Annotated in this window: 18 protein-coding genes; 5 read left to right on the top strand and 13 right to left on the bottom strand. The window is 57.0% G+C overall.

Annotated elements, in window-relative coordinates; all coding sequences use genetic code 11:
- Positions 1-23: 23 nt before the first annotated feature.
- From COL8621_RS05935 to COL8621_RS05920, 4 genes are read right to left on the bottom strand one after another with little or no spacing between them, the layout of a single operon-like run.
- On the bottom strand, positions 24-866 hold the full coding sequence (locus COL8621_RS05935; protein WP_093966350.1) for an ATP-binding protein: 843 nt from the start codon (positions 864-866) through the stop codon (positions 24-26).
- Positions 863-1825 carry a twin-arginine translocase subunit TatC gene (gene tatC, locus COL8621_RS05930; RefSeq protein WP_093966349.1) on the bottom strand — a complete coding sequence of 321 codons (963 nt, stop codon included), beginning with the start codon at positions 1823-1825 and terminating at the stop codon, positions 863-865. Before tatC ends, COL8621_RS05935 begins: the two co-directional genes overlap by 4 nt.
- The gene (gene tatB, locus COL8621_RS05925; protein WP_093966348.1) at positions 1822-2394 is read right to left on the bottom strand and encodes a Sec-independent protein translocase protein TatB; all 573 of its coding nucleotides are present in this window, start codon (positions 2392-2394) and stop codon (positions 1822-1824) included. Before tatB ends, tatC begins: the two co-directional genes overlap by 4 nt.
- A gap of 32 nt (positions 2395-2426) precedes the next feature.
- Positions 2427-2639, bottom strand: a complete 213-nt coding sequence (locus COL8621_RS05920; RefSeq protein WP_093966347.1) for a twin-arginine translocase TatA/TatE family subunit — start codon at positions 2637-2639, stop codon at positions 2427-2429.
- A 231-nt stretch (positions 2640-2870) separates the two neighbouring features.
- Between COL8621_RS05920 and COL8621_RS05915 the strand changes: the two genes are divergently transcribed.
- Positions 2871-3248 (top strand): rhodanese-like domain-containing protein, encoded by a 378-nt coding sequence (locus tag COL8621_RS05915; RefSeq protein ID WP_093966346.1) that lies wholly within the window; start codon positions 2871-2873, stop codon positions 3246-3248.
- Here the strand turns inward: COL8621_RS05915 and COL8621_RS05910 are convergent.
- The 3 genes from COL8621_RS05910 to COL8621_RS05900 form a co-directional block, all read right to left on the bottom strand.
- Entirely contained in the window at positions 3245-4348 is a 1104-nt protein-coding gene (locus tag COL8621_RS05910; RefSeq protein WP_235823753.1) for an ABC transporter ATP-binding protein, read from the bottom strand. The two genes, COL8621_RS05915 and COL8621_RS05910, sit on opposite strands and share 4 nt — an antisense overlap.
- A gap of 89 nt (positions 4349-4437) precedes the next feature.
- Positions 4438-5568: a DNA alkylation repair protein gene (locus COL8621_RS05905; protein WP_093966344.1), complete on the bottom strand. Its 1131-nt coding sequence runs from the start codon at positions 5566-5568 to the stop codon at positions 4438-4440.
- A gap of 10 nt (positions 5569-5578) precedes the next feature.
- Positions 5579-6358: an SDR family oxidoreductase gene (locus tag COL8621_RS05900; RefSeq protein ID WP_093966343.1), complete on the bottom strand. Its 780-nt coding sequence runs from the start codon at positions 6356-6358 to the stop codon at positions 5579-5581.
- A 243-nt stretch (positions 6359-6601) separates the two neighbouring features.
- On the opposite strand from COL8621_RS05900, the gene COL8621_RS05895 reads away from it, so the two are divergent.
- The 4 genes from COL8621_RS05895 to COL8621_RS05880 all read left to right on the top strand — a co-directional run bounded on the left by COL8621_RS05895 (position 6602) and on the right by COL8621_RS05880 (position 11482).
- On the top strand, positions 6602-7654 hold the full coding sequence (locus COL8621_RS05895) for a Hint domain-containing protein (protein WP_093966342.1): 1053 nt from the start codon (positions 6602-6604) through the stop codon (positions 7652-7654).
- A 79-nt stretch (positions 7655-7733) separates the two neighbouring features.
- Entirely contained in the window at positions 7734-9341 is a 1608-nt protein-coding gene (locus COL8621_RS05890; RefSeq protein ID WP_093966341.1) for a peptide chain release factor 3, read from the top strand.
- A gap of 10 nt (positions 9342-9351) precedes the next feature.
- Positions 9352-9948, top strand: coding sequence for an exopolysaccharide biosynthesis protein (locus COL8621_RS05885; protein ID WP_093966340.1), 597 nt, complete (start codon positions 9352-9354; stop codon positions 9946-9948).
- Positions 9949-10078: 130 nt separating this feature from the next.
- Positions 10079-11482, top strand: coding sequence for a DEAD/DEAH box helicase (locus COL8621_RS05880; protein ID WP_093966339.1), 1404 nt, complete (start codon positions 10079-10081; stop codon positions 11480-11482).
- A gap of 28 nt (positions 11483-11510) precedes the next feature.
- On the opposite strand, the gene COL8621_RS05875 is transcribed toward COL8621_RS05880, so the two are convergent.
- Genes COL8621_RS05875 through nuoL form a run of 6 tightly spaced genes read right to left on the bottom strand, consistent with a single transcriptional unit; the run spans position 11511 to position 19880 of the window.
- Entirely contained in the window at positions 11511-13181 is a 1671-nt protein-coding gene (locus COL8621_RS05875) for a ribonuclease J (protein WP_093966338.1), read from the bottom strand.
- Positions 13178-13957 (bottom strand): type III pantothenate kinase, encoded by a 780-nt coding sequence (locus COL8621_RS05870; protein ID WP_093966337.1) that lies wholly within the window; start codon positions 13955-13957, stop codon positions 13178-13180. Before COL8621_RS05870 ends, COL8621_RS05875 begins: the two co-directional genes overlap by 4 nt.
- 11 nt (positions 13958-13968) lie before the next feature.
- A complete protein-coding gene (locus COL8621_RS05865) occupies positions 13969-14718 on the bottom strand; it encodes a biotin--[acetyl-CoA-carboxylase] ligase (protein ID WP_093966945.1) in 750 nt (249 codons plus the stop codon).
- Positions 14714-16156: an NADH-quinone oxidoreductase subunit NuoN gene (nuoN, locus tag COL8621_RS05860; RefSeq protein WP_093966336.1), complete on the bottom strand. Its 1443-nt coding sequence runs from the start codon at positions 16154-16156 to the stop codon at positions 14714-14716. The genes COL8621_RS05865 and nuoN overlap by 5 nt, the downstream gene beginning before the upstream one ends.
- A gap of 11 nt (positions 16157-16167) precedes the next feature.
- Positions 16168-17709, bottom strand: a complete 1542-nt coding sequence (locus COL8621_RS05855) for an NADH-quinone oxidoreductase subunit M (RefSeq protein WP_093966335.1) — start codon at positions 17707-17709, stop codon at positions 16168-16170.
- Entirely contained in the window at positions 17709-19880 is a 2172-nt protein-coding gene (gene nuoL / locus COL8621_RS05850; protein ID WP_093966334.1) for an NADH-quinone oxidoreductase subunit L, read from the bottom strand. The genes COL8621_RS05855 and nuoL overlap by 1 nt, the downstream gene beginning before the upstream one ends.
- Between the last annotated feature and the right edge of the window lies 1 nt (position 19881).

The following is a 19881-nucleotide window of genomic DNA, read 5'->3' as shown; positions in this document are numbered from 1 at the left end:
GGCCGCTGGGCCCGCCTGCCACCCTAAAGGGTAACGCCTTGTCGACCTGCAAGATCGACAAAATACTGCCAAGCAACCCGACCTGATCGTGCACCACGGGTTGCCTGCCATTCGATGGCTTCGGCACGTAGCGTATCATCATCAATCACCACGCCATGTTCGTCGCAATACCCGCGGATCATCGCAAGGTATTCATCCTGATTGCAGGGATGGAACCCAAGCCAAAGCCCGAACCTGTCAGACAGGGATACTTTTTCCTCAACCGCTTCGGACGGGTTGATGGCGCTTGAGCGCTCATTCTCAATCATGTCGCGTGGCATCAGGTGGCGCCGATTGGACGTGGCGTAGAACACCACATTCTCTGGTCGCCCCTCGATCCCGCCGTCCAAGACCGCCTTAAGCGACTTGTAGTGCTGATCATCATGGCTGAACGACAGGTCATCACAGAACAGCAAAAAGCGCGCATCAGAGTTGCGTAGCAGTGTCAGAAGCCGACTAATCGAAGGCAGGTCTTCGCGTTGGACCTCTACGATCTTCAGCGCGTGACCTTGGCGCAAAACCTCGGCGTGAATGGCCTTCACCAGCGAAGACTTCCCCATGCCACGCGCCCCCCACAAAAGGGCGTTGTTCGCCGGAAGGCCCCGCGCGAATTGCAGGGTATTTTCCAGCAACGTATCGCGCGAGCGGTTGATGCCCAGCAGCAGCTTCAAATCAACGCGGTTGATCTTTTCAATCGGTGCAAGACGGTCTGGCGACACGTGCCAAACGAAACCATCGGCCGCATCAAAATCGGGGCTTGAAGCCAAGGGCGGACTTACGCGTTCTAACGCCTCGGCTATACGAATAAGTGTTTCGCCCTCGCTCATGTGCGGTTTTCACCTTCCTCGTCGTCTTCGTCGAATTCCTTCATCAGCTCTTCGTCGTCGACTGCTTCAGGATCAAACGCATCGGCAACGGCTTCGTCATCCTCTTCTTCTTCGTCGAACCACAAGCCTTGTGCCCGCAAATCGGCTTCGCGTTTCTTTTCAACGCGCGCCACCAAGAAGATGGAGATTTCATAGAGCCCGTAAACCACGACGAATAGGATAAGCTGCGTGGTTACATCTGGCGGCGTGACCAACGCGGCAACGACCAGAATACCGACAACGGCATATTTACGCGTGTTGCGAAGCCCAGCAGCACTTGCCAAGCCCGCCTTGCCCATCAGGGTCAACAAGACCGGAAGCTGAAAGCACAGCCCAAAGGCCACGATCATTTTCAACGTGATATCAAGCGTTTCGTTAACTTTGCCGTTAAAGACAATGTCGATGCCGCTGTCAGTTGCGGGGCCAGCCCCTTCGCCGGTTACGAAAGCTGCAACCAAGGACGGAAGATCCGCGAAGCCAAGGAAGAAGTTCATCGCAAGCGGGACAACGACGTAATGCGCAAAGGCCGCGCCAAGAAGGAACAGCGCGGGCGAGGACAACAAGAACGGCAAAAACGCATTCTTTTCATTACGATACAGCCCCGGCGCAACGAACCGCCAAAGCTGATAACCAATCACCGGGAACGACAGCGCAAGACCACCAACCATCGAGATTCGGATCAAGGTAAAGAAGTATTCCTGCGGCGCGGTGTACTGCATGACCGGGTTTGGATTGCCCAGATCACGCATGGTGTTTTCGATCGGCACCAGCAAGAAGTCCAAGATCGCGCCACCGAAGGCAAAGCAAATAACCATCCCCACGATGAAAGCCAGAACAGCGCGAATAAGCCGCGTGCGCAGCTCCGCCAGATGTTCAATTAGCGGGGCGCTGGAATCTTCGATCTCGTCGGCGTTGCTCATGCGTCGTCACTCTTCGCGCTGGCCGTTTTGCTGGAAGCGCGGGGGGTTGAGGCTGTTTTCTTGGCAGCAGCCTTCTTTGCAGGTGCTTTTTTAGCGGCGGGTTTCTTGGCTGTGGCTTTTTTCGCGGCTGGCGCTTTTGCCGGTGCCGCAGCTTCAGCAGCCTTAGCCGCCTCTTCTGCTGCGATGCGATCAGAGGCCTTTTTCGCGGCGGCCTGCTGAATCTTCTTTGCGGCCTCTGCACGCTCTTCGCTAAGCGCTGCGGTTGCCGGGCCTTTGGCCGGGGACGGTGTCGTCGGATCCCACTTTGTTAGGCCGTCAGTGGCGTCCTTAACGGCGTCCAAACCCATTTTCCGTGGGTTTGCGATGTCTTTCAGGTTCTTCGAGACATCTTTCACACCAGCTTCGTCCGCAGCATCATCCATGGCGCGCTGAAACTCGCGCGCCATACCTTTTGCTTTCGCGGTAAAACGACCCAACGTCCGGAACATGCCGGGAAGGTCTTTGGGGCCAACCACGATCAACGCGACGATGCCGATGACCAAAAGTTCGGTCCAGCCAAGATCAAACATATGCGATCCGCCTTAGGCGCGGGGCAAGGTTATTACGCCTTGTCCTTTTCGGTTTCGGGCGTCACGTCACGTGCGGACTCGGCTTGGTCTTCCAACTCTTCCGTGCCGTCTTTCACGCCTTTCTTGAAGGCGGTGATGCCCTTGCCAACTTCGCCCATCAAAGACGAAATTTTGCCACGTCCAAACAGCACAAGCACGACAACGGCGATAAGCAACAGGCCGGGAAGGCCGATATTGTTAAGCATGGTCTTCTCCCTTGGGTGTACCAAGTCTGGCAGTACCCGTTTTTAAATCTGTCCAACACATTTATGGGTTATCAGACCGAGTTCAAAGCCCCATTCCACAGAAGAATGTGATTTCTTGCATAAAAAGGCCCCTGCGCGGCGTCTGACCGCACCATTGCCTGTTTTGTCACAGCTTTCCGCCCCTACATTAGCGATGCGGACAGTGATGATTCACTTTGAGGAGCGGCTGAGATGCATACAGAAGACCTGAACGGAAAGACCCTAGAACACTGGAGCGTCGAAGACGTGGCCAGCGCAATTGCTGCGAAAAAGATCATTTTGATCGATGTCCGAACCCCGCAGGAATACATGTTCGAACATATCCATGGTGCTTTGCTGGCACCGATGTCGGGGTTTGACGCGGCATTCATGCCCTCTGCCGATGATCGACCGATTGTCTTTCACTGCGGCTCTGGAATGCGGTCACGAATGGTTGCGACCAAATACCTTGAAGCCGGGCATGACAAAATCGCCCATATGGATGGTGGTTTCGCAGCCTGGAAAACAGCGGCCAAGCCCTATACCGGCACAGATCCGGCCACCGGCGCGCCGCGCAAGATGGGCAGCTAAGCGCCTGCGACTGCTGGGTCTTTTGCGGGAAAGACAAAGCAACGCTCCCGCCGGATCATAAGCCACATGGGCGTATTGGGCTGAGGCAAGAACACGCCCGGCACCGTCGCCTTCAGGATGGAGCCATCAAAATCCATGCGGAATTCTATCAGGCTTTCGCTTCCCATAAAGCGCGCGCGCTCAACATACGCCCGCGCCGGAACACCGTTTTCCGGCGTTGGGCTGGGGCCATTTCCGTTGCGATCGAATTCAATCTTTAGGTGCTGAGGGCGGATGATGATATCCACCTCGGCCCCGTCAGGCATGGCGGGCGTCATGAACTGGCCGAACGGCGTTTTGGTGAAAAGATCATGAACTTCGCCGCGTATGACATTGATATCAGAAAAGAAACCTGCCGCAGCACGATCCACAGGGGCGTTATAAATGTTATAGGGCGCACCCTGCTGCACGATCCGCCCGTCACGCATCAGCGCAATTTCATCGGCCATGCGCATCGCCTCTTCGGGTTCATGGGTTACCAGCAGAACCGCGGTGCCCTCTTCCTTCAGGACGCTTAATGTTTCGTCCCGGATGTCATCGCGCAGACGATCATCAAGGCCCGAGAACGGCTCATCCATCAACATGATACCAGGACGCGGCGCCAAAGCGCGGGCCAAGGCGACGCGCTGTTGTTCCCCACCTGACAGTTGATGGGGGTATTCATCGATGAAACGTAAAAGATCGACGCGGGTCAAAAGCTCTTCAACGCGGGCGCGCTTTTCTGCTTTGCTGCCTTTCAGCCCAAAGGCCACGTTGTCGGCAACCGTCAGGTGCGGAAACAGCGCAAAGTCCTGAAACATCAGGCCAACCGAACGCCCCTCTGGCGGGACGCGGTGCACGGTATCGCAAACCAATTGGCCATCGACAAAGATTTTGCCTTCGTCCTGCATATCCACGCCCGCGATGATGCGCAGGGTCGTGGACTTGCCGCAGCCCGATGGACCAAGAAGGCAAGTCACCTGCCCCGGCATCACCTTCAGCGACACGTCATCCACAACTGCCCGGCCACCAAAGCGGCGGCTGATATGTTGAACTTCCAACCTCGGAGTTGCGTCGGTCACTGCTGTCTCACCTTTTTCCCGAGCGAAGTAATCGGGATTTGAACGCAGATACCAACCCATGTGTCAGCCTGCAAGCCCGGCGCGCCCGCTTAGTCAACAAGATCAAAGTGACCGGTCGCCACGCGTTTTCCGTTCAGTTGAATGTGCAAGCTATGTGCGCCCGGATAATAGGTGAAGGTCGTGGCCCCCTTAACGAACTTGTGCCGTTTGCGCAGTGTAATGCTTTGCCCGGCCTGCATTTCAAGTTGCTTCAGCTTGTAAACCTTGGGCGCAGAGCTTCCGTTTGATTTCACTAGATCGATCACGAAATCCACGATCAGGGGCGCGTCTTCTGTGGCCTTTAGCGTGATTTCAAACTCAACACTTTCGCCTATCTTTACTGACCGCGCATTCATTTCGACCGGTCCAGCCACCACGGCGGGGTCTGTCGAATATCCAAGAAGCGCCATCGCGTTCGGCTCCCCCTGTTTGATCAAGGTCCGAAGCGCGTGTCGGGTCATCCAGTTCAGTTCTTCGGGTTGCTGACGCTCTAGCGCGTGCCAGCCTTCCAGCGTGGCGATCACCAGCGCAGGATTTGTCTTTGCGATATCGTTCAGGTGATTGGCGACGGACCGGGTGACAAAGCGTGTTCCGTCCGCATGCAGCACATCCAACAGCGGCAAAGGCGCCATCACTGAAAGCGATATTTTCTTGCCCCACGGCAACTGGGGCCGCGTGCCTTCGCTGACCAATCGGCGCACGTGGTAATGATCGTCACGGGCCCACTGCGCAAGTTCCGCCATGGTTTCGGCTGGAAACGCGTTCAGAAAATGCCGGATCGCGTATTCAACGGAAAACCGCTGTGTCAGTTCTTTCAGCAACGCGATGGAGGTGGCGAAATGTCGTTCGCTTAGCCCATTGCGCACAACGTATTCGCCAAGGGGCGCAAAGATGAAGCTGCCGAAATCATCATCCGTTTTGGTTGGGTCCAGCGGCGGCGGCAACGCGGCGGTGATCGCGCCGGCGGCCTGATCAAATTCGCGCGGCAGGTGTCGTTCCAACACTTCGGCGATCAAGGTGATGCGCTGTTTCAGCTCTAACGGGGCAAGATCCGCCATGACCTGATCGGTAAAGAGCGCCGCATCGAATGAAGGCGCCGAGGCCTGGAACAGCCCAGCCAGATATTGCACCCTTTCGCGATTGAACAGGTGATCTTTCAGGCTGAACCGTTCCTCAGTCATCAGACGTTCCTTAAAGGGTCGCGTTCACTGCGCCGCCATCCAGAAGGATGTTCTGGCCGACAATGAAACCAGCGCGTTGCGAACACAAGAACGCGCACATCGCGCCGAATTCCTCGGCCGTACCATAGCGGCGGGCAGGAATTGTCGCCTCGCGCTGCTGGCGCGCCTCGTCCAGCGTGATGCCTTGTTGCTGCGACACACCTGTATCAAGCGATACCGCGCGATCCGTCGCATGGATACCCGGCAACATGTTGTTGATCGTAACACCATGCGGCGCGACCTGACGCGCGGTGCCCGCGACATAACCAGTCAAACCGGCCCGCGCAGAGTTCGACAGCCCAAGAACAGCAATCGGAGCCTTCACGGATTGCGAGGTGATGTTCACCACCCTGCCCCAGCCTTTGTCGATCATGCCCGGAACAAGCGCTTTGATCAGCGCGATCGGTGCCAGCATGTTAGCATCCAGCGCCGCGATAAAATCGTCACGTTCCCAGTCGGTCCACATCCCCGGAGGCGGACCACCGGCATTGGTCACCAGAATATCAACACTGGCCGCCGCTTCCAAAACCGCGCTGCGCCCGTCTTCGGTGGTGATATCCGCAGCCACAGTGGCGACATCGACGCCGTATTTGGTGCGAATACCCTCAGCCGCCAGTTCCAGCGCCTCTTTCCCGCGTGCGTTCATCACAAGGTTTACGCCAGCTTCGGCCAATGCTTGGGCACAGCCCAACCCCAAACCCTTGGACGAAGCGCAAACCAATGCGCGTTTTCCAGCAATTCCCAAATCCATAGAGCCACTCCCAATTTTGTCGTTTACTGTCGCTAGCATCGCGCAACGCCCGCGAAAAGGCCGCAGCGTAAATAATCATTGTGTACCAATTGATCGCGCAAACCTGATAGCATGCAAACGGGCAAGCCGTTGACCTTGTGCCCAGCTTAACCGTAATTAAACTTCAAATCGCGAATGATATTTGTCAGGTCGTGACGCCACCCACCAATGCGCCAAATTCCCAAACGGGGGACAGCCACTGCCATGAACCAAACCGCGCCACGGGGCAATTCAGTCAGCTATTCCGCCCATGTGTTTCCGGCGACTGATTTGGTTGTGGTTTCAGGTGCGAATATCGGCGACCCACTTCTTTCATTAGAAGAGCAGTGCCTGGGCGACGGTTATCGCTTGGCTCTCGACGCTGAGGTGCTTCAGCTGGCAATTTCTGATGCCAGCACGACCGACGACGGGCAGTGCCTGCAGACCCCAGCGAAGGGGCAATTCGTGGCCGACGGATCCGAGGTTGGAACCACCGGTGACGCGCTGTTCCTGCACGGACGGCTGACCTTTATGGCTCCCGACGGCGACAAGGTCGAAATTCTGCTAATCGCCCATCATGCGACCCAGGCGGGTCAAATGCTTTACTTCGCTCCGCTAAGCCCGATTGAACCGGCCGTGGAATACACGCTGCTGTCCCACACCGATGACCCGGGCGAGATCCGGGTGGCGGATCTTACCCCCGTCGCCTTCACCCGCGGAACCATGATCACGCTTGCCGATGGGGTGCAGCGCGCAATCGAAGACTTGACCATTGGCGACCGCATCTTGACGCGCGATGGTGGTGCACAGCCCTTGCGGTGGATCGGCCAGCGCACCGTGCGTGCCATCGGCCCCTACGCCCCCGTGGTTATCAAGCGTGGAACGCTGTTCAACGAAAGCGACATGATCGTCAGTCAGCACCAGCGGCTGTTCATCTATAATCGCAATCAGCAGCTTCTGACGGGAAGCGCCGAGTTGTTGGTAAAAGCACGCAACCTTGTGGACGGTGAAAAAGTCTTCATCCGCAAAGGCGGCTATGTCCAATACTTCCATCTGGCCTTCGATCAGCATGAAATCATCTATGCCGAATGCACACCGACGGAAAGTTTGCTGATCAACGAAACAACGTTGGCGAGCCTTCCCGATGACCTTGCCAAAGACGCCTCTTCGCGAATGTCAGACACTACAGCGGAACGCGATTTCAGGGCCGAAGCAGAAAAAAGCCAGTTCAGCAAAGTTGGCCCCAACGCACTGCGCCGTGCGGTGCGCCGCGACTAGTCAGGCGATGCATTAGGAATCTGAACGTCAGATATCACAGCCCCTTTCGCTTGGACGATGCGGGCGCTATATGCCCCACATGCTGGACGCACCTACCAACCGCCCTAACCTGCCCGCCGAAGTCGCTCGGCGGCGCACGTTTGCCATCATCTCGCACCCAGATGCGGGTAAAACGACGCTGACTGAAAAGTTTCTGCTTTATGGCGGTGCGATTCAGATGGCTGGCCAAGTGCGCGCCAAGGGCGAGGCACGGCGAACACGGTCGGATTTCATGCAGATGGAAAAAGACCGGGGCATTTCGGTGTCGGCGTCGGCTATGTCGTTTGACTATGGCGACTACCGGTACAATCTGGTGGACACCCCCGGCCACAGCGACTTTTCCGAAGATACCTATCGCACGCTGACGGCGGTGGATGCGGCTGTCATGGTGATTGACGGCGCGAAAGGCGTGGAAAGCCAGACGCAAAAGCTGTTCGAAGTGTGCCGCCTGCGTGATCTGCCGATCCTGACCTTCTGTAACAAGATGGACCGGGAAAGCCGCGACACCTTTGAAATTATCGACGAGATTCAGGAAAACCTTGCCATCGACGTGACGCCAGCCAGCTGGCCCATTGGCATGGGGCGCGATTTCGTTGGCTGTTACGATCTGTTGCGCGACCGGCTGGAGCTGATGGACCGCGCAGACCGGAACAAGGTCGCCGAAAGCATCTCTATCAAAGGGTTGGACGATCCGAAGCTAGAGGAACACATCCCTGCCGAGCTTCTGGAAAAGTTCCGCGAAGAAATCGAAATGGCACGTGAATTGCTGCCACCGATGGATCGCCAAGCCCTGCTGGATGGCACCCTGACACCGATCTGGTTCGGGTCCGCCATCAATTCGTTCGGGGTGAAAGAACTGATGGACGGCATCGGTGATTTCGGCCCCGAACCGCAGATCCAAGCAGCAGAGCCGCGCAAGATTTCCCCTGAGGAAACAAAGGTTTCCGGCTTTGTCTTCAAAGTTCAGGCAAACATGGACCCCAAGCACCGGGACCGTGTCGCGTTTCTGCGAATGGCCTCGGGTCACTTTAAGCGTGGCATGAAACTGACCCACGTGCGCACGAAAAAGCCGATGGCGATTTCGAACCCGGTTCTGTTCTTGGCATCCGACCGGGAACTTGCGGACGAAGCGTGGGCTGGCGACATCATCGGCATCCCGAACCACGGCCAGCTACGCATCGGTGACACCCTGACCGAAGGCGAGGCGATCCGTGTGACAGGCATCCCTTCGTTCGCCCCGGAACTGCTGCAAACCGTGCGTGCGGGCGACCCGATGAAGGCCAAGCACCTTGAAAAGGCGCTGATGCAATTCGCGGAAGAAGGTGCCGCCAAGGTTTTCAAACCAATGATCGGTTCAGGCTTCATCGTTGGCGTTGTGGGGCAGCTTCAGTTCGAAGTGCTCGCCAGCCGGATCGAGATGGAATACGGCCTGCCCGTTCGGTTCGAAGCCTCTCAATTCACGTCGGCGCGCTGGGTTACCGGCCCGAAAGATGCGGTGGACAAGTTCGTCAACGCGAACAAGGGTCATATTTCCTACGACCACGATGGCGACATCGTCTATATGACTCGTCTGCAATGGGACATCGACCGGATCGTCCGCGACCATCCCGAATTGACCCTAAGCGCAACCAAAGAAATGCAGGTCTAAGGGGCGCAACGTGAGCCAGCCATCACAAGGCGCGGATCACCTTGCCAGCCTGATTAACAGGCTGGAACAGCTAAGCGATGGGCAAGATTCCCTGTCGCTTGGCGATCTTCTTACGGCCTTGGGCGCGCGCGGTTTTGGCCCCCTTCTGGTTACCTTGGCCACGTTCTTGATCCTGCCAATCGGCATGGTGCCCGGAATGCCGGGCATCGTCGCCGGATTTTTTATCGTTATCGGCGCGCATATGCTTATGCGGCGAACCCATCTTTGGCTGCCTTCACGGCTGCAACGGATCAACATCTCGGGCAAGCTGATCCGCGGATCTGTAGACAAGGCCAGACCGGTCGCCAAACGGCTTCGCCCGCTGCTTGCACCGCGTCTGGTGGGCATCGTGGAAAGCCCGCTGATAATACGCCTTATTGGCCTCATAGTGCTGGGAACCGGAACTGTCGTTCTGATCATCGGGTTTATCCCCGGCTTTCCCTTCGTCATGTCGTTCCACATATTGCTTCTTGGGCTTGGATTGACGGGGCGTGATGGGCTGATCACCTTGTTTGGGATGGTCGCAATTCTGCCAGAGGTTATTTTGATGTTCTGGCTTTGGCCCTAGCTATTTGGATTTCTTGACGTTTGGGGCGCTTTACCCTAATCATCGCGCCTAATTGAAGGATCGGCAATACGGCCGGTCAGGCCGCGTGGAGTTGCGGTCGTTTCAGACGCCGCCAACCCAAAGGGCCTTTATGACCAAATTTGCAGACTTGGGGCTTGATCCCAAAGTACTTTCCGCCGTTTCCGAAGCTGGCTATGAAACGCCAACGCCTATTCAGGAAGGTGCGATTCCCCCCGCCCTAAAGGGCCAAGACGTATTGGGCATCGCCCAAACCGGCACCGGTAAAACCGCCAGCTTCACGCTGCCGATGATCACACTTCTGTCCAAGGGCCGCGCACGGGCACGTATGCCACGCAGCCTCGTGCTGGCGCCGACGCGCGAACTGGCTGCTCAGGTTGCCGAAAACTTCGATACATATGCAAAGAACACCAAGCTGACGAAAGCTTTGCTGATCGGCGGTGTTTCGTTCAAAGAACAAGACGCCCTGATCGACCGCGGCGTTGACGTTCTGATCGCAACCCCCGGCCGCCTGCTGGACCATGTCGAACGTGGCAAGCTGTTGCTGACAGGCGTTCAGATCATGGTGGTGGACGAAGCCGACCGTATGCTGGATATGGGTTTCATTCCCGATATCGAACGCATTTTTCAGCTGACACCGTTCACGCGTCAGACGCTGTTCTTCTCGGCCACGATGGCCCCTGAAATTGAGCGTATCACCAACACATTCCTTTCCAACCCGGTCAAAATCGAAGTCGCGCGCGCCGCGACGACGAGTGAGAATATTGAACAAGGCGTGATCCTGTTCAAAGCATCGCGCAAGGACCGTCAGGCCAAAGAAAAACGCGAACTTCTACGCGCCCTGATCAAAGAAGAAGGCGACGCTTGCAGCAACGCCATCATCTTCTGCAACCGGAAGACCGAAGTTGATATCGTTGCTAAGTCGCTGAACAAATACGGCTATGACGCCGCCCCTATTCACGGCGATCTGGACCAATCCCAACGCATGAAAACGCTGGAGGCTTTCCGCGAAGGCAAGCTGCGCTTCCTCGTCGCGTCAGACGTTGCTGCGCGTGGTCTGGATGTGCCCGCCGTTAGCCACGTGTTCAACTACGACGTACCAAGCCACGCCGAAGATTACGTGCACCGCATTGGCCGTACAGGTCGCGCAGGCCGTAAGGGTAAGGCGATGATGATCTGCGTGCCCCACGACGAAAAGAACTTCGCCGACATCGAATCCTTGGTGAAGAAAGAAATCCCGCGCCTCGACAACCCGCTGAAAACAGTCGAAGCACCCGCTGCGCAGCCAGCTGCTGAAAAAGCAGAAGCTCCGAAGGTGAAAGAGGAAAAAGCGCCTGCCAAGAAAGCAGAGCGTAGCGAACGCAGCGGTGGCCAGAAAAAGCAACCGCGTGGCAACAACGGCGGGAAGTCGCAGAACGGTCGTTCCGGCGGTCGCCGTGATGAACCTGTTGTGGGAATGGGCGATCACATGCCCGCATTCCTGACGCGTTCGTTCAAGGCGCCAGCGATGGACTGAGGCGCTTGCGCCTCAGCCCCTATTCTTCTTAAGCCATCAACCTGCTGACAACGACGATGACTTCAGGCTTACGCCCGATCTCATCCAATGCCACCTGACGCGTACGGCGGCGCAGGGCCTCTTCCAGCTTGTCGTCATCGCGCAACGTTTTGTCGTCGGCACGGCCAAGCAGCTGGGCCAGATCCCCTTCCAGCACTTCAGCCAGCGGCGCGTTTGAATTGCCCTGCTGCGGAAGACCTTTGATTTCCACCCATGGTTCGCCCAGCGGCTCGTCGTCTTCGTCCACGATCAGCGTGACAAGGATCAGGCCGTTCAGCGCCATTCTGATACGATCCCGCACGACACCGTCCAACGCGCCGATCTGGATTTTGCCGTCCAGATAGGTCCGCCCGGATTCGATATGTTCAACCACGCGCGGCTCATCACCGGTCAGGTCAAGCATTGTGCCGTTGGTGGCGATAATTGCTGGAAATCCGTTTTCGCCGGCCAGTTTCACGTGCTCTCGCAGGTGGCGGTGTTCGCCGTGCATCGGGATAACCATCTGAGGTTTCATGATTTTATGAACCGCCTCAAGGTCGGGGCGGTTTGCATGGCCCGACACGTGATAAAGGTCAGCCGCATCATCCACGACATCCACGCCCATCTGGCTGAACGCGTTAACGATGCTCAGCACCCCACGTTCGTTCCCCGGAATGGTCTTGGATGAAAACAGGAACGTGTCCCCCTCTTTCATCGTCAGGCCAAGGTATTTGCCCCGGCTTAGCTGCGCGGAGGCTGCGCGCCGCTCGCCCTGACTGCCCGTGACAAGCAGCATCAGGTTTTCGCGCGGAATGCTGATGGCATCTTCGGGTGACACGGTTGTGGGGAAATTGTTCAACACACCGCTTTGAACGCCCGCCTCAACCATGCGGCGCATCGCGCGCCCCAGCAGAACAATGGAACGCCCCGCATCACGCCCGGCCTCGGCCAAGGTTTTCACACGTGCGATGTTGGATGCGAATGTGGTGGCAACCACCATACCCGATGACTTTTCAACAAGCTGGCGGATCGCCGGGCCAACCGTCGATTCCGAGCGGCCCGCAGCGGGTGAGAACACGTTGGTGGAATCACATGTCAGCGCCTTGATGCCATCGCCCGCGATTGAGGCCCACAAATCGGGATCGAATGCCTCGCCCACCACTGGGTTACGGTCCAGTTTGAAATCGCCGGAATGCACGATACGGCCCGCTGGCGTATCGATCACCATGCCCGAACTTTCCGGAATCGAATGGGACACAGGCAAGAACGACACCGTGAATGGCCCTGCCTCAATCGTTTCGGGATAGGCCGTCACGATATTCACGCAGGCCGGGTCAACGCCGCGCTCTTCCAACTTGCGCACGGCGATGTTGCCGGTGAACGCACGCGTATAAACCGGCGCCTTCAGACGCGGCCACAAATGCCCCAGCGCGCCAACGTGGTCTTCATGGGCGTGGGTGATAAAGATGGCTTCCAAACGGTCTGCACGCTCTTCCAGCCAGGCGATATCGGCGAAGATCAGATCGACGCCGGGGCTGCTTTCCATGTCGGGAAAAGTCACGCCCAGATCGACGAGGATCAGCCGCTCATTATCCTTTGGGCCATAGCCATAGACATAGGCGTTCATCCCAATTTCCCCGGCACCGCCGAGGGGAAGGTAAATTAGTCGGTTGCTGCTCATAGCGCCCCGTTTTCCTCATTATAGGCGTGAATCACGGTTAGACCGTGCATCGTTAGATCATCTTCGATTGTGTCAAATAGCCCGTCGCCCTGCGCAAACAATGACGCAAGGCCCCCAGTCCCGATGACTTTCATAGGTTTATCATATTCCGCGCGAATTTGCTCGGAGATGCCGCGAACCAGACCGACATAGCCCCAGAAGATACCGGATTGCATACAGGCCACGGTGTTGGTTCCGATTACGGCAGGCGGCTTCGTCACATCGACATGGGGCAAGGCAGCCGCGGCCATGTGCAAGGCCTCTAGGCTTAGGTTTACGCCGGGGGCGATCACCCCACCGATATAGGCCCCATCTTCGGCCACCACATCAAAGGTTGTCGCAGTGCCGAAATCGACGACGATCAAATTGCCGCCATGGCGATCGAACGCCCCGGCGGTGTTGACCAGCCGGTCGGGGCCAACTGCGGTGCCTTCGTCCACGCGGGGATCGTGTGGCAGCAAACATTCAGCCTTCCCCACGACGATCGGGCGCGTGTTGAAATACCGATCCGCAAAAACCCGCAAGTTGAACACAACGCGCGGCACCGTGGACGAGATGATGACATCCGTAATGTCCGCAGGGATGCCGTGATGTTCGATCAGCGTGGAATACCATACGTAATATTGGTCCGCCGTCCGCTGATGTTCGGTTGAGGTCCGCAGGGTGCACAGGAACTGCGTCCCATCCCATATCGAAAAGACGGTGTTGGTATTTCCGCAGTCAATACAGAGCAGCATGGGCCCCTCCTTTAAAAGAACACATCCGCAGCAGCGATGGCGCGGCGGCTTTGCGCTGTCTTTAGTATCAGATTGCCGGTTTCGTCTACTGCCTCAAAGGTGCCGGTAAACTCTTCCGTGGCGGTGCGCGCGGTGATCACTTCGCCCACTTTGGCGGCGCGTTGCATCCACGCCTCGCGGATCGGGGCGAAGCCATATGTCGAAAAGCGCTGTTCGTGACGCGCATAGGCCGGGGCGAGCAGATCAAGAAATTCAGACGGTGTGACAACGGAGCCCGTCTCTGACAGCAGGCTAACGGGTGGAACCGCGCGGGCCTCAACTTGCGGGCCGGTGGGCGTGTTCGCCAAGTTCACCCCGATGCCAATGGCAAGATGGGAAACACTGACGCTGTTGCCCACGCTTTCCAGCAGGATACCTGCGACTTTGCCGCCATTCAGCAGCACATCATTGGGCCATTTCAGTGAAAAGGAATTCGCACGGCCAGTCGCAGCAACAAAGGCGTCAAACAACGCCAAAGAAGCCACGAACGAGCGTAACGCCACCTGTTCAGGCGGGCCGCCGGGGCGTTGCACCAATGTTGCGGAAAAGTTGCCTGCGGGGTCGGCCCAAGCCCGCCCTCGCCGACCGCGCCCGGCGGTCTGACGATGGGCAAGTATCCATGTTGGGCCAGTCAGGTCTTGGACCCTGCGGGCAGCCTCGGCGTTGGTGCTGTCAATCTCTTGCAGCTCAACCCGGGCATAGCCTGCAGGCCAAGGATCAATTGACAAGGGTCTCTGCCGCGCTCAGCGCTAGGCCTTCGATGCCGAACAGGTTGATCACACCAACCAGCATGACAGCGGCAGATGCCATCAGAAAGCCCCACAGAACCGGGTTCATCGTGCCATCAAGGCCGGCTTTCTGCTCGTCTCCGAAATACATGTAGAACACGATGCGCAGGTAATAGAACGCGCCAATCACGGACGCGATAACACCAGCAATCGCCAGCCACATATACCCGGCGTCAACGGCAGCCATCAACACATAGAACTTACCGAAGAAACCCACCATTGGCGGAACACCGGCAAGGCTGAACAACAGCACCAGCATCGCAAGCGCACGAAGCGGCTCGCGTTTGGAATACATGTTCAGCGACGCGATGTCGGTCACCGGCTGGCCGTCTTTTTCCATGCTCAGGACAAAGGCAAATGTGCCGACGTTCATCGTCACATAGATCGCCATATAGATCAGCATCGCCTGAACGCCACCAGCGGTGCCCGCAGCAAGCCCCATCAACGCAAAGCCCATGTGAGCAATCGAAGAATAGGCCATCAGGCGTTTGATGTTGGTCTGGCCGATAGCGGCAACCGCACCAAGGAACATCGACAGAACCGACAACAGGGCAACAACCTGCCCCCAGTCATGAGTCGCATTACCGAACGCATCGAACATGACGCGTGCAAACAGGCCCATCGCAGCCATCTTAGGTGCGGTCGCGAAGAACGCCGTGACCGGGGTGGGCGAACCTTCATAAACGTCAGGTGTCCACATGTGGAACGGCACAGCCGACACTTTGAACGCAAGGCCAGTGATCAGGAACACCAGACCAAACAGCAGACCAAGGGAGATCCCCTCTTCGCCGATGGTACCGATGATGCCGCTAAACAGCGTCGTACCGGTGTAACCGTAGGTCAGCGATGCACCGTACAGCAGCATACCCGAGCTTAGCGCGCCAAGGACGAAGTATTTCAAACCTGCCTCGGTCGACTTGGCACTGTCGCGGCGCAGCGATGCAACGACGTAAAGCGCCAGCGACTGAAGCTCTAGCCCCATGTAAAGCGCCATCAGGTCGCCCGCGGACACCATCATCATCATGCCGACAATCGCCAGCGAAACGAGAACGGGGTATTCGAACCGGAGCAGGCCCTGACGAAGCATGTATTCCTGCGCCATCAAAAGCACCGCAGCGCCCGACAGCAGGATCACAACTTTTGCAAACCGTGCGAAGCCATCATCGATGAATGCACCGTTGAATGCGGTTTCGGTGCCCGCACCGCTAAACCCAACCCAAATGGCCAGCGCGACAAGGACAAAAGACGTAAGATAGACCAGCAACGGCGCGGTCTTGTCCTTGCCCGTGTAGACGCCAAACAGCAGAGCCGCCATGGCAAATAGCGCCAGCAGAATTTCAGGAAGAACGACGTTGATATCGGCAGAGATCATCACTCTCCCCTTCAGTGCTGAGCAAGCTGGACAGCAGCGTCACTGTGCAGGACGGCCGTCTGGTGGTTAGAAACAAGCGCCTCAACCGAGGGGCCGATGATATCGGTCACAAGGCTGGGATAGACGCCCAAAAGCAGTGTCATGAAGACAAGCGGTGCAAAGATTGCACGTTCGCGCGTTGTCATATCGGTGATCGAACGCAGGCTTTCCTTGATCAGGTCGCCAAACACGACCCGGCGGTACAGCCAAAGCGCGTAGCAGGCCGACAGAATAACACCCGACGTCGCAACAGCCGCAACCCAAGTGTTGACCTGGAACACACCCATCAGCGTCAGGAATTCACCCACAAAGCCCGAGGTCCCCGGAAGGCCAACGTTTGCCATCGTGAACAGCATGAAGATCAGCGCATAGGCCGGCATGCGGTTCACAAGGCCGCCATAGGCGTCAATCTCACGTGTGTGGATACGGTCATAGATCACGCCAACACACAGGAACAACGCGCCAGATACAAAGCCGTGGCTAATCATCTGGAAGATCGCGCCATCGATGCCCTGCTGGTTCGCCGCGAAGATACCCATCGTCACATAACCCATGTGAGCCACAGACGAATAAGCGATCAGCTTTTTCATATCGCTCTGCGCCAACGCGATAAGCGAGGTGTAGACGATGGCGATGGCAGACATCCACAGAACCAGCGGTGCCAACAGGTCAGAGGCAATCGGGAACATTGGAAGGCTGAAGCGCAGGAAGCCGTAGCCGCCCATCTTCAACAGGATCGCGGCCAGAACAACGGAACCCGCTGTCGGAGCCTGAACGTGCGCATCGGGCAGCCAAGTGTGCACTGGGAACATCGGCATTTTTACCGCAAAGCTTGCGAAGAAGGCCAACCACAGCAGCGTTTGCATGCCACCAACAATCTGCCAGCCCATCACGCTCATCGTGCCGGATGAGAATTCGTGAGTAAGCAGCGTTGGAATGTCGGTTGTTCCGGCCTCCATGAACATCGCGATCATCGCGACCAGCATCAGAACCGAACCAAGGAAGGTGTAGAGGAAGAACTTGAAAGACGCATAGATGCGGTTCTTACCGCCCCAGATACCGATGATCAGGAACATCGGGATCAGGCCGCCTTCGAAGAACAGATAGAACAGTACCAGATCCAGCGCACAGAACACGCCAAGCATCAGCGTTTCCAGCAGCAAGAAGGCGATCATATATTCCTTAACGCGGAACGTAACGCTCCAGCACGACGCAATGGTGATCGGCATCAGGAAGGTCGTCAGCATCACAAACAAGACAGAGATTCCATCGACACCCATCTTGTATTTCATGCCCATCAGCCAGTCACGCTCTTCCACGAACTGGAAACCGGTGTCTGCCGGGTCAAACCCGAACAGCACGAAAAGCGATACCAAGAAGACAAAAGACGTAGTGATCAGCGCGACCCACTTGGCGTTACGCTGTGCAGCCTCATCATCACCCCGCAGGAAGAACGCCAGCACAAGTGCCGCGATCAGCGGGATGAAGGTGATCATAGAAAGAAGGTTTTCCATCACTCAGCCCCTCCGCTGATAGACATCCAAGTGACAAGGACTGCAATTCCGATAACCATCGCGAACGCGTAGTGGAACAAGTAGCCAGACTGAGCGCGCCCCGCGAGCCGTGTGAAGAAAGGGATGATCCCCATCGCCACGCCGTTGATCGACCCGTCGATGATGTTTCCGTCGCCCCTCCTCCACAGGAAGTCGCCAAGCCATTTAGCGGGGCGAACGAACAAGAAGTCGTACACCTCGTCAAAGTACCATTTGTTCAGCAGGAACAGGTACAGCGGGCGCTGGCTTTCGGCCAAGCGCTTGGGCAGCGCCGGGTTCACGATATAGAACAGATAGGCTGTTGCCAGACCGATCAGCATTGCGATGAACGGCGAAACCTTAACCCATTTCGGGGCGTGGTGCGCGTCGTCCATCACGTGGTTGTCCGGGCTCATATAAATCGCGCCGACGGGTGCCGTACCGTGATGGGCCGCAGCAACCACAGCATGACCTTCGTCTGCCATCGTCGTTGCGTGATCATCACCATGCGCGTCATCCGCATGCGTGTCGGCCACAGCATGGTCGTCAGCAACCGCATGGGTTTCGACCGCACCATGAGTATCCGTTTCGGCACCGTGACCTGCATCAGCAGTTTCATGATGGGCAGGAATACCGAAGAACTTGTTGACCTTATCGTGGTCGCCAAAGAACCCGCCATAGAACACCATGCCAGAAAAGACAGCGCCAATCGCCAGAACACCCAGCGGGATCAACATGACCTTCGGGCTTTCGTGCGCGTGGTCGTGCGTGTGCTTGTCGCCACGGGCTTTGCCATAGAACGTCATGAACATCAGGCGCCAGCTATAGAAGCTGGTGAACAGTGCGGCGATAACCAACATCCAGAACGCGTAGCCACCTTGGGTACCAGCATAGGCGCTTTCGATGATCGCATCTTTAGATAGGAAGCCCGCGAAGCCGATTGTCGTCAGCGGAATACCAACGCCGGTAATAGCCAACGTACCGATCATCATCGCCCAGAAGGTATAAGGAATCTTCTTACGCAGATCACCATAGTTGCGCATGTCTTGTTCGTGGTGCATCGCGTGGATGACCGAACCCGCGCCAAGGAACAACATCGCCTTAAAGAACGCGTGCGTCAGCAGGTGGAACATCGCGGCCGAATAAACACCGACGCCAGCCGCCACAAACATATAGCCAAGCTGCGAACAGGTTGAATATGCGATCACGCGTTTGATGTCGTTCTGCACAAGGCCAACGGTCGCCGCGAAAAACGCGGTGGTTGCGCCAAGGAAGGTCACAAACGCCATCGTTTCAGGTGCGTATTCCATCAGTGGCGACATGCGGCACACCAGGAAGACACCAGCAGTAACCATCGTCGCCGCGTGGATCAAAGCCGACACAGGTGTCGGGCCTTCCATCGCGTCAGGCAACCATGTGTGCAGGATCAGCTGAGCCGATTTACCCATCGCGCCGACAAACAGAAGGAATGCAATCACGTTGGCCGCGTTCCAGTCTCTCCACAAGAAGGTCAGCTGCATCTCAGCCAAAGCCGGGGCCGCCGCGAACACATCGTCAAACGCGACGCTGTCGACAAGGAAGTAGAGAGCAAAGATGCCAAGCGCGAAACCGAAGTCACCCACCCGGTTCACAATGAACGCTTTCATCGCAGCCGCGCCCGCCGATGGCTTCTTCCAGTAGAAACCAATCAACAGATACGAGGCAACGCCAACGCCTTCCCAGCCAAAGAACATCTGAACCAAGTTGTCAGACGTCACCAGCATAAGCATGGCAAACGTAAAGAACGACAGATAGGCAAAGAAGCGCGGCTTGTAAGTCTCGCCCTCGCCCCACTGTGGATCGTGATCCATGTAGCCAAAGCTATAGAGGTGAACCAAGGAAGACACGGTCGTCACAACGATCAGCATGATCGCGGTCATGCGGTCAAGACGGATGGACCAGTCGGTCGACAGCGTGCCACTTTCGATCCAGCGCAGGATCTGGATTTGCTCCATGTGCCCGTCGAAAGACAGGAACACGACCCAGCTTAGAAACGCAGCAAGGAACAGGAACCCGGTGGCGACCCACATGGCGGCCTTTTCACCGATAATCTTCCAGCCAAAGCCGCAGATGATGGCCCCGACCAGCGGAGCGAAGAGGATGATGCTTGTCATG

The organism is Actibacterium lipolyticum, from assembly GCF_900184935.1.
GTDB lineage: Bacteria > Pseudomonadota > Alphaproteobacteria > Rhodobacterales > Rhodobacteraceae > Actibacterium_A > Actibacterium_A lipolyticum.
This window is presented reverse-complemented; position numbering and strand designations above follow the sequence as displayed.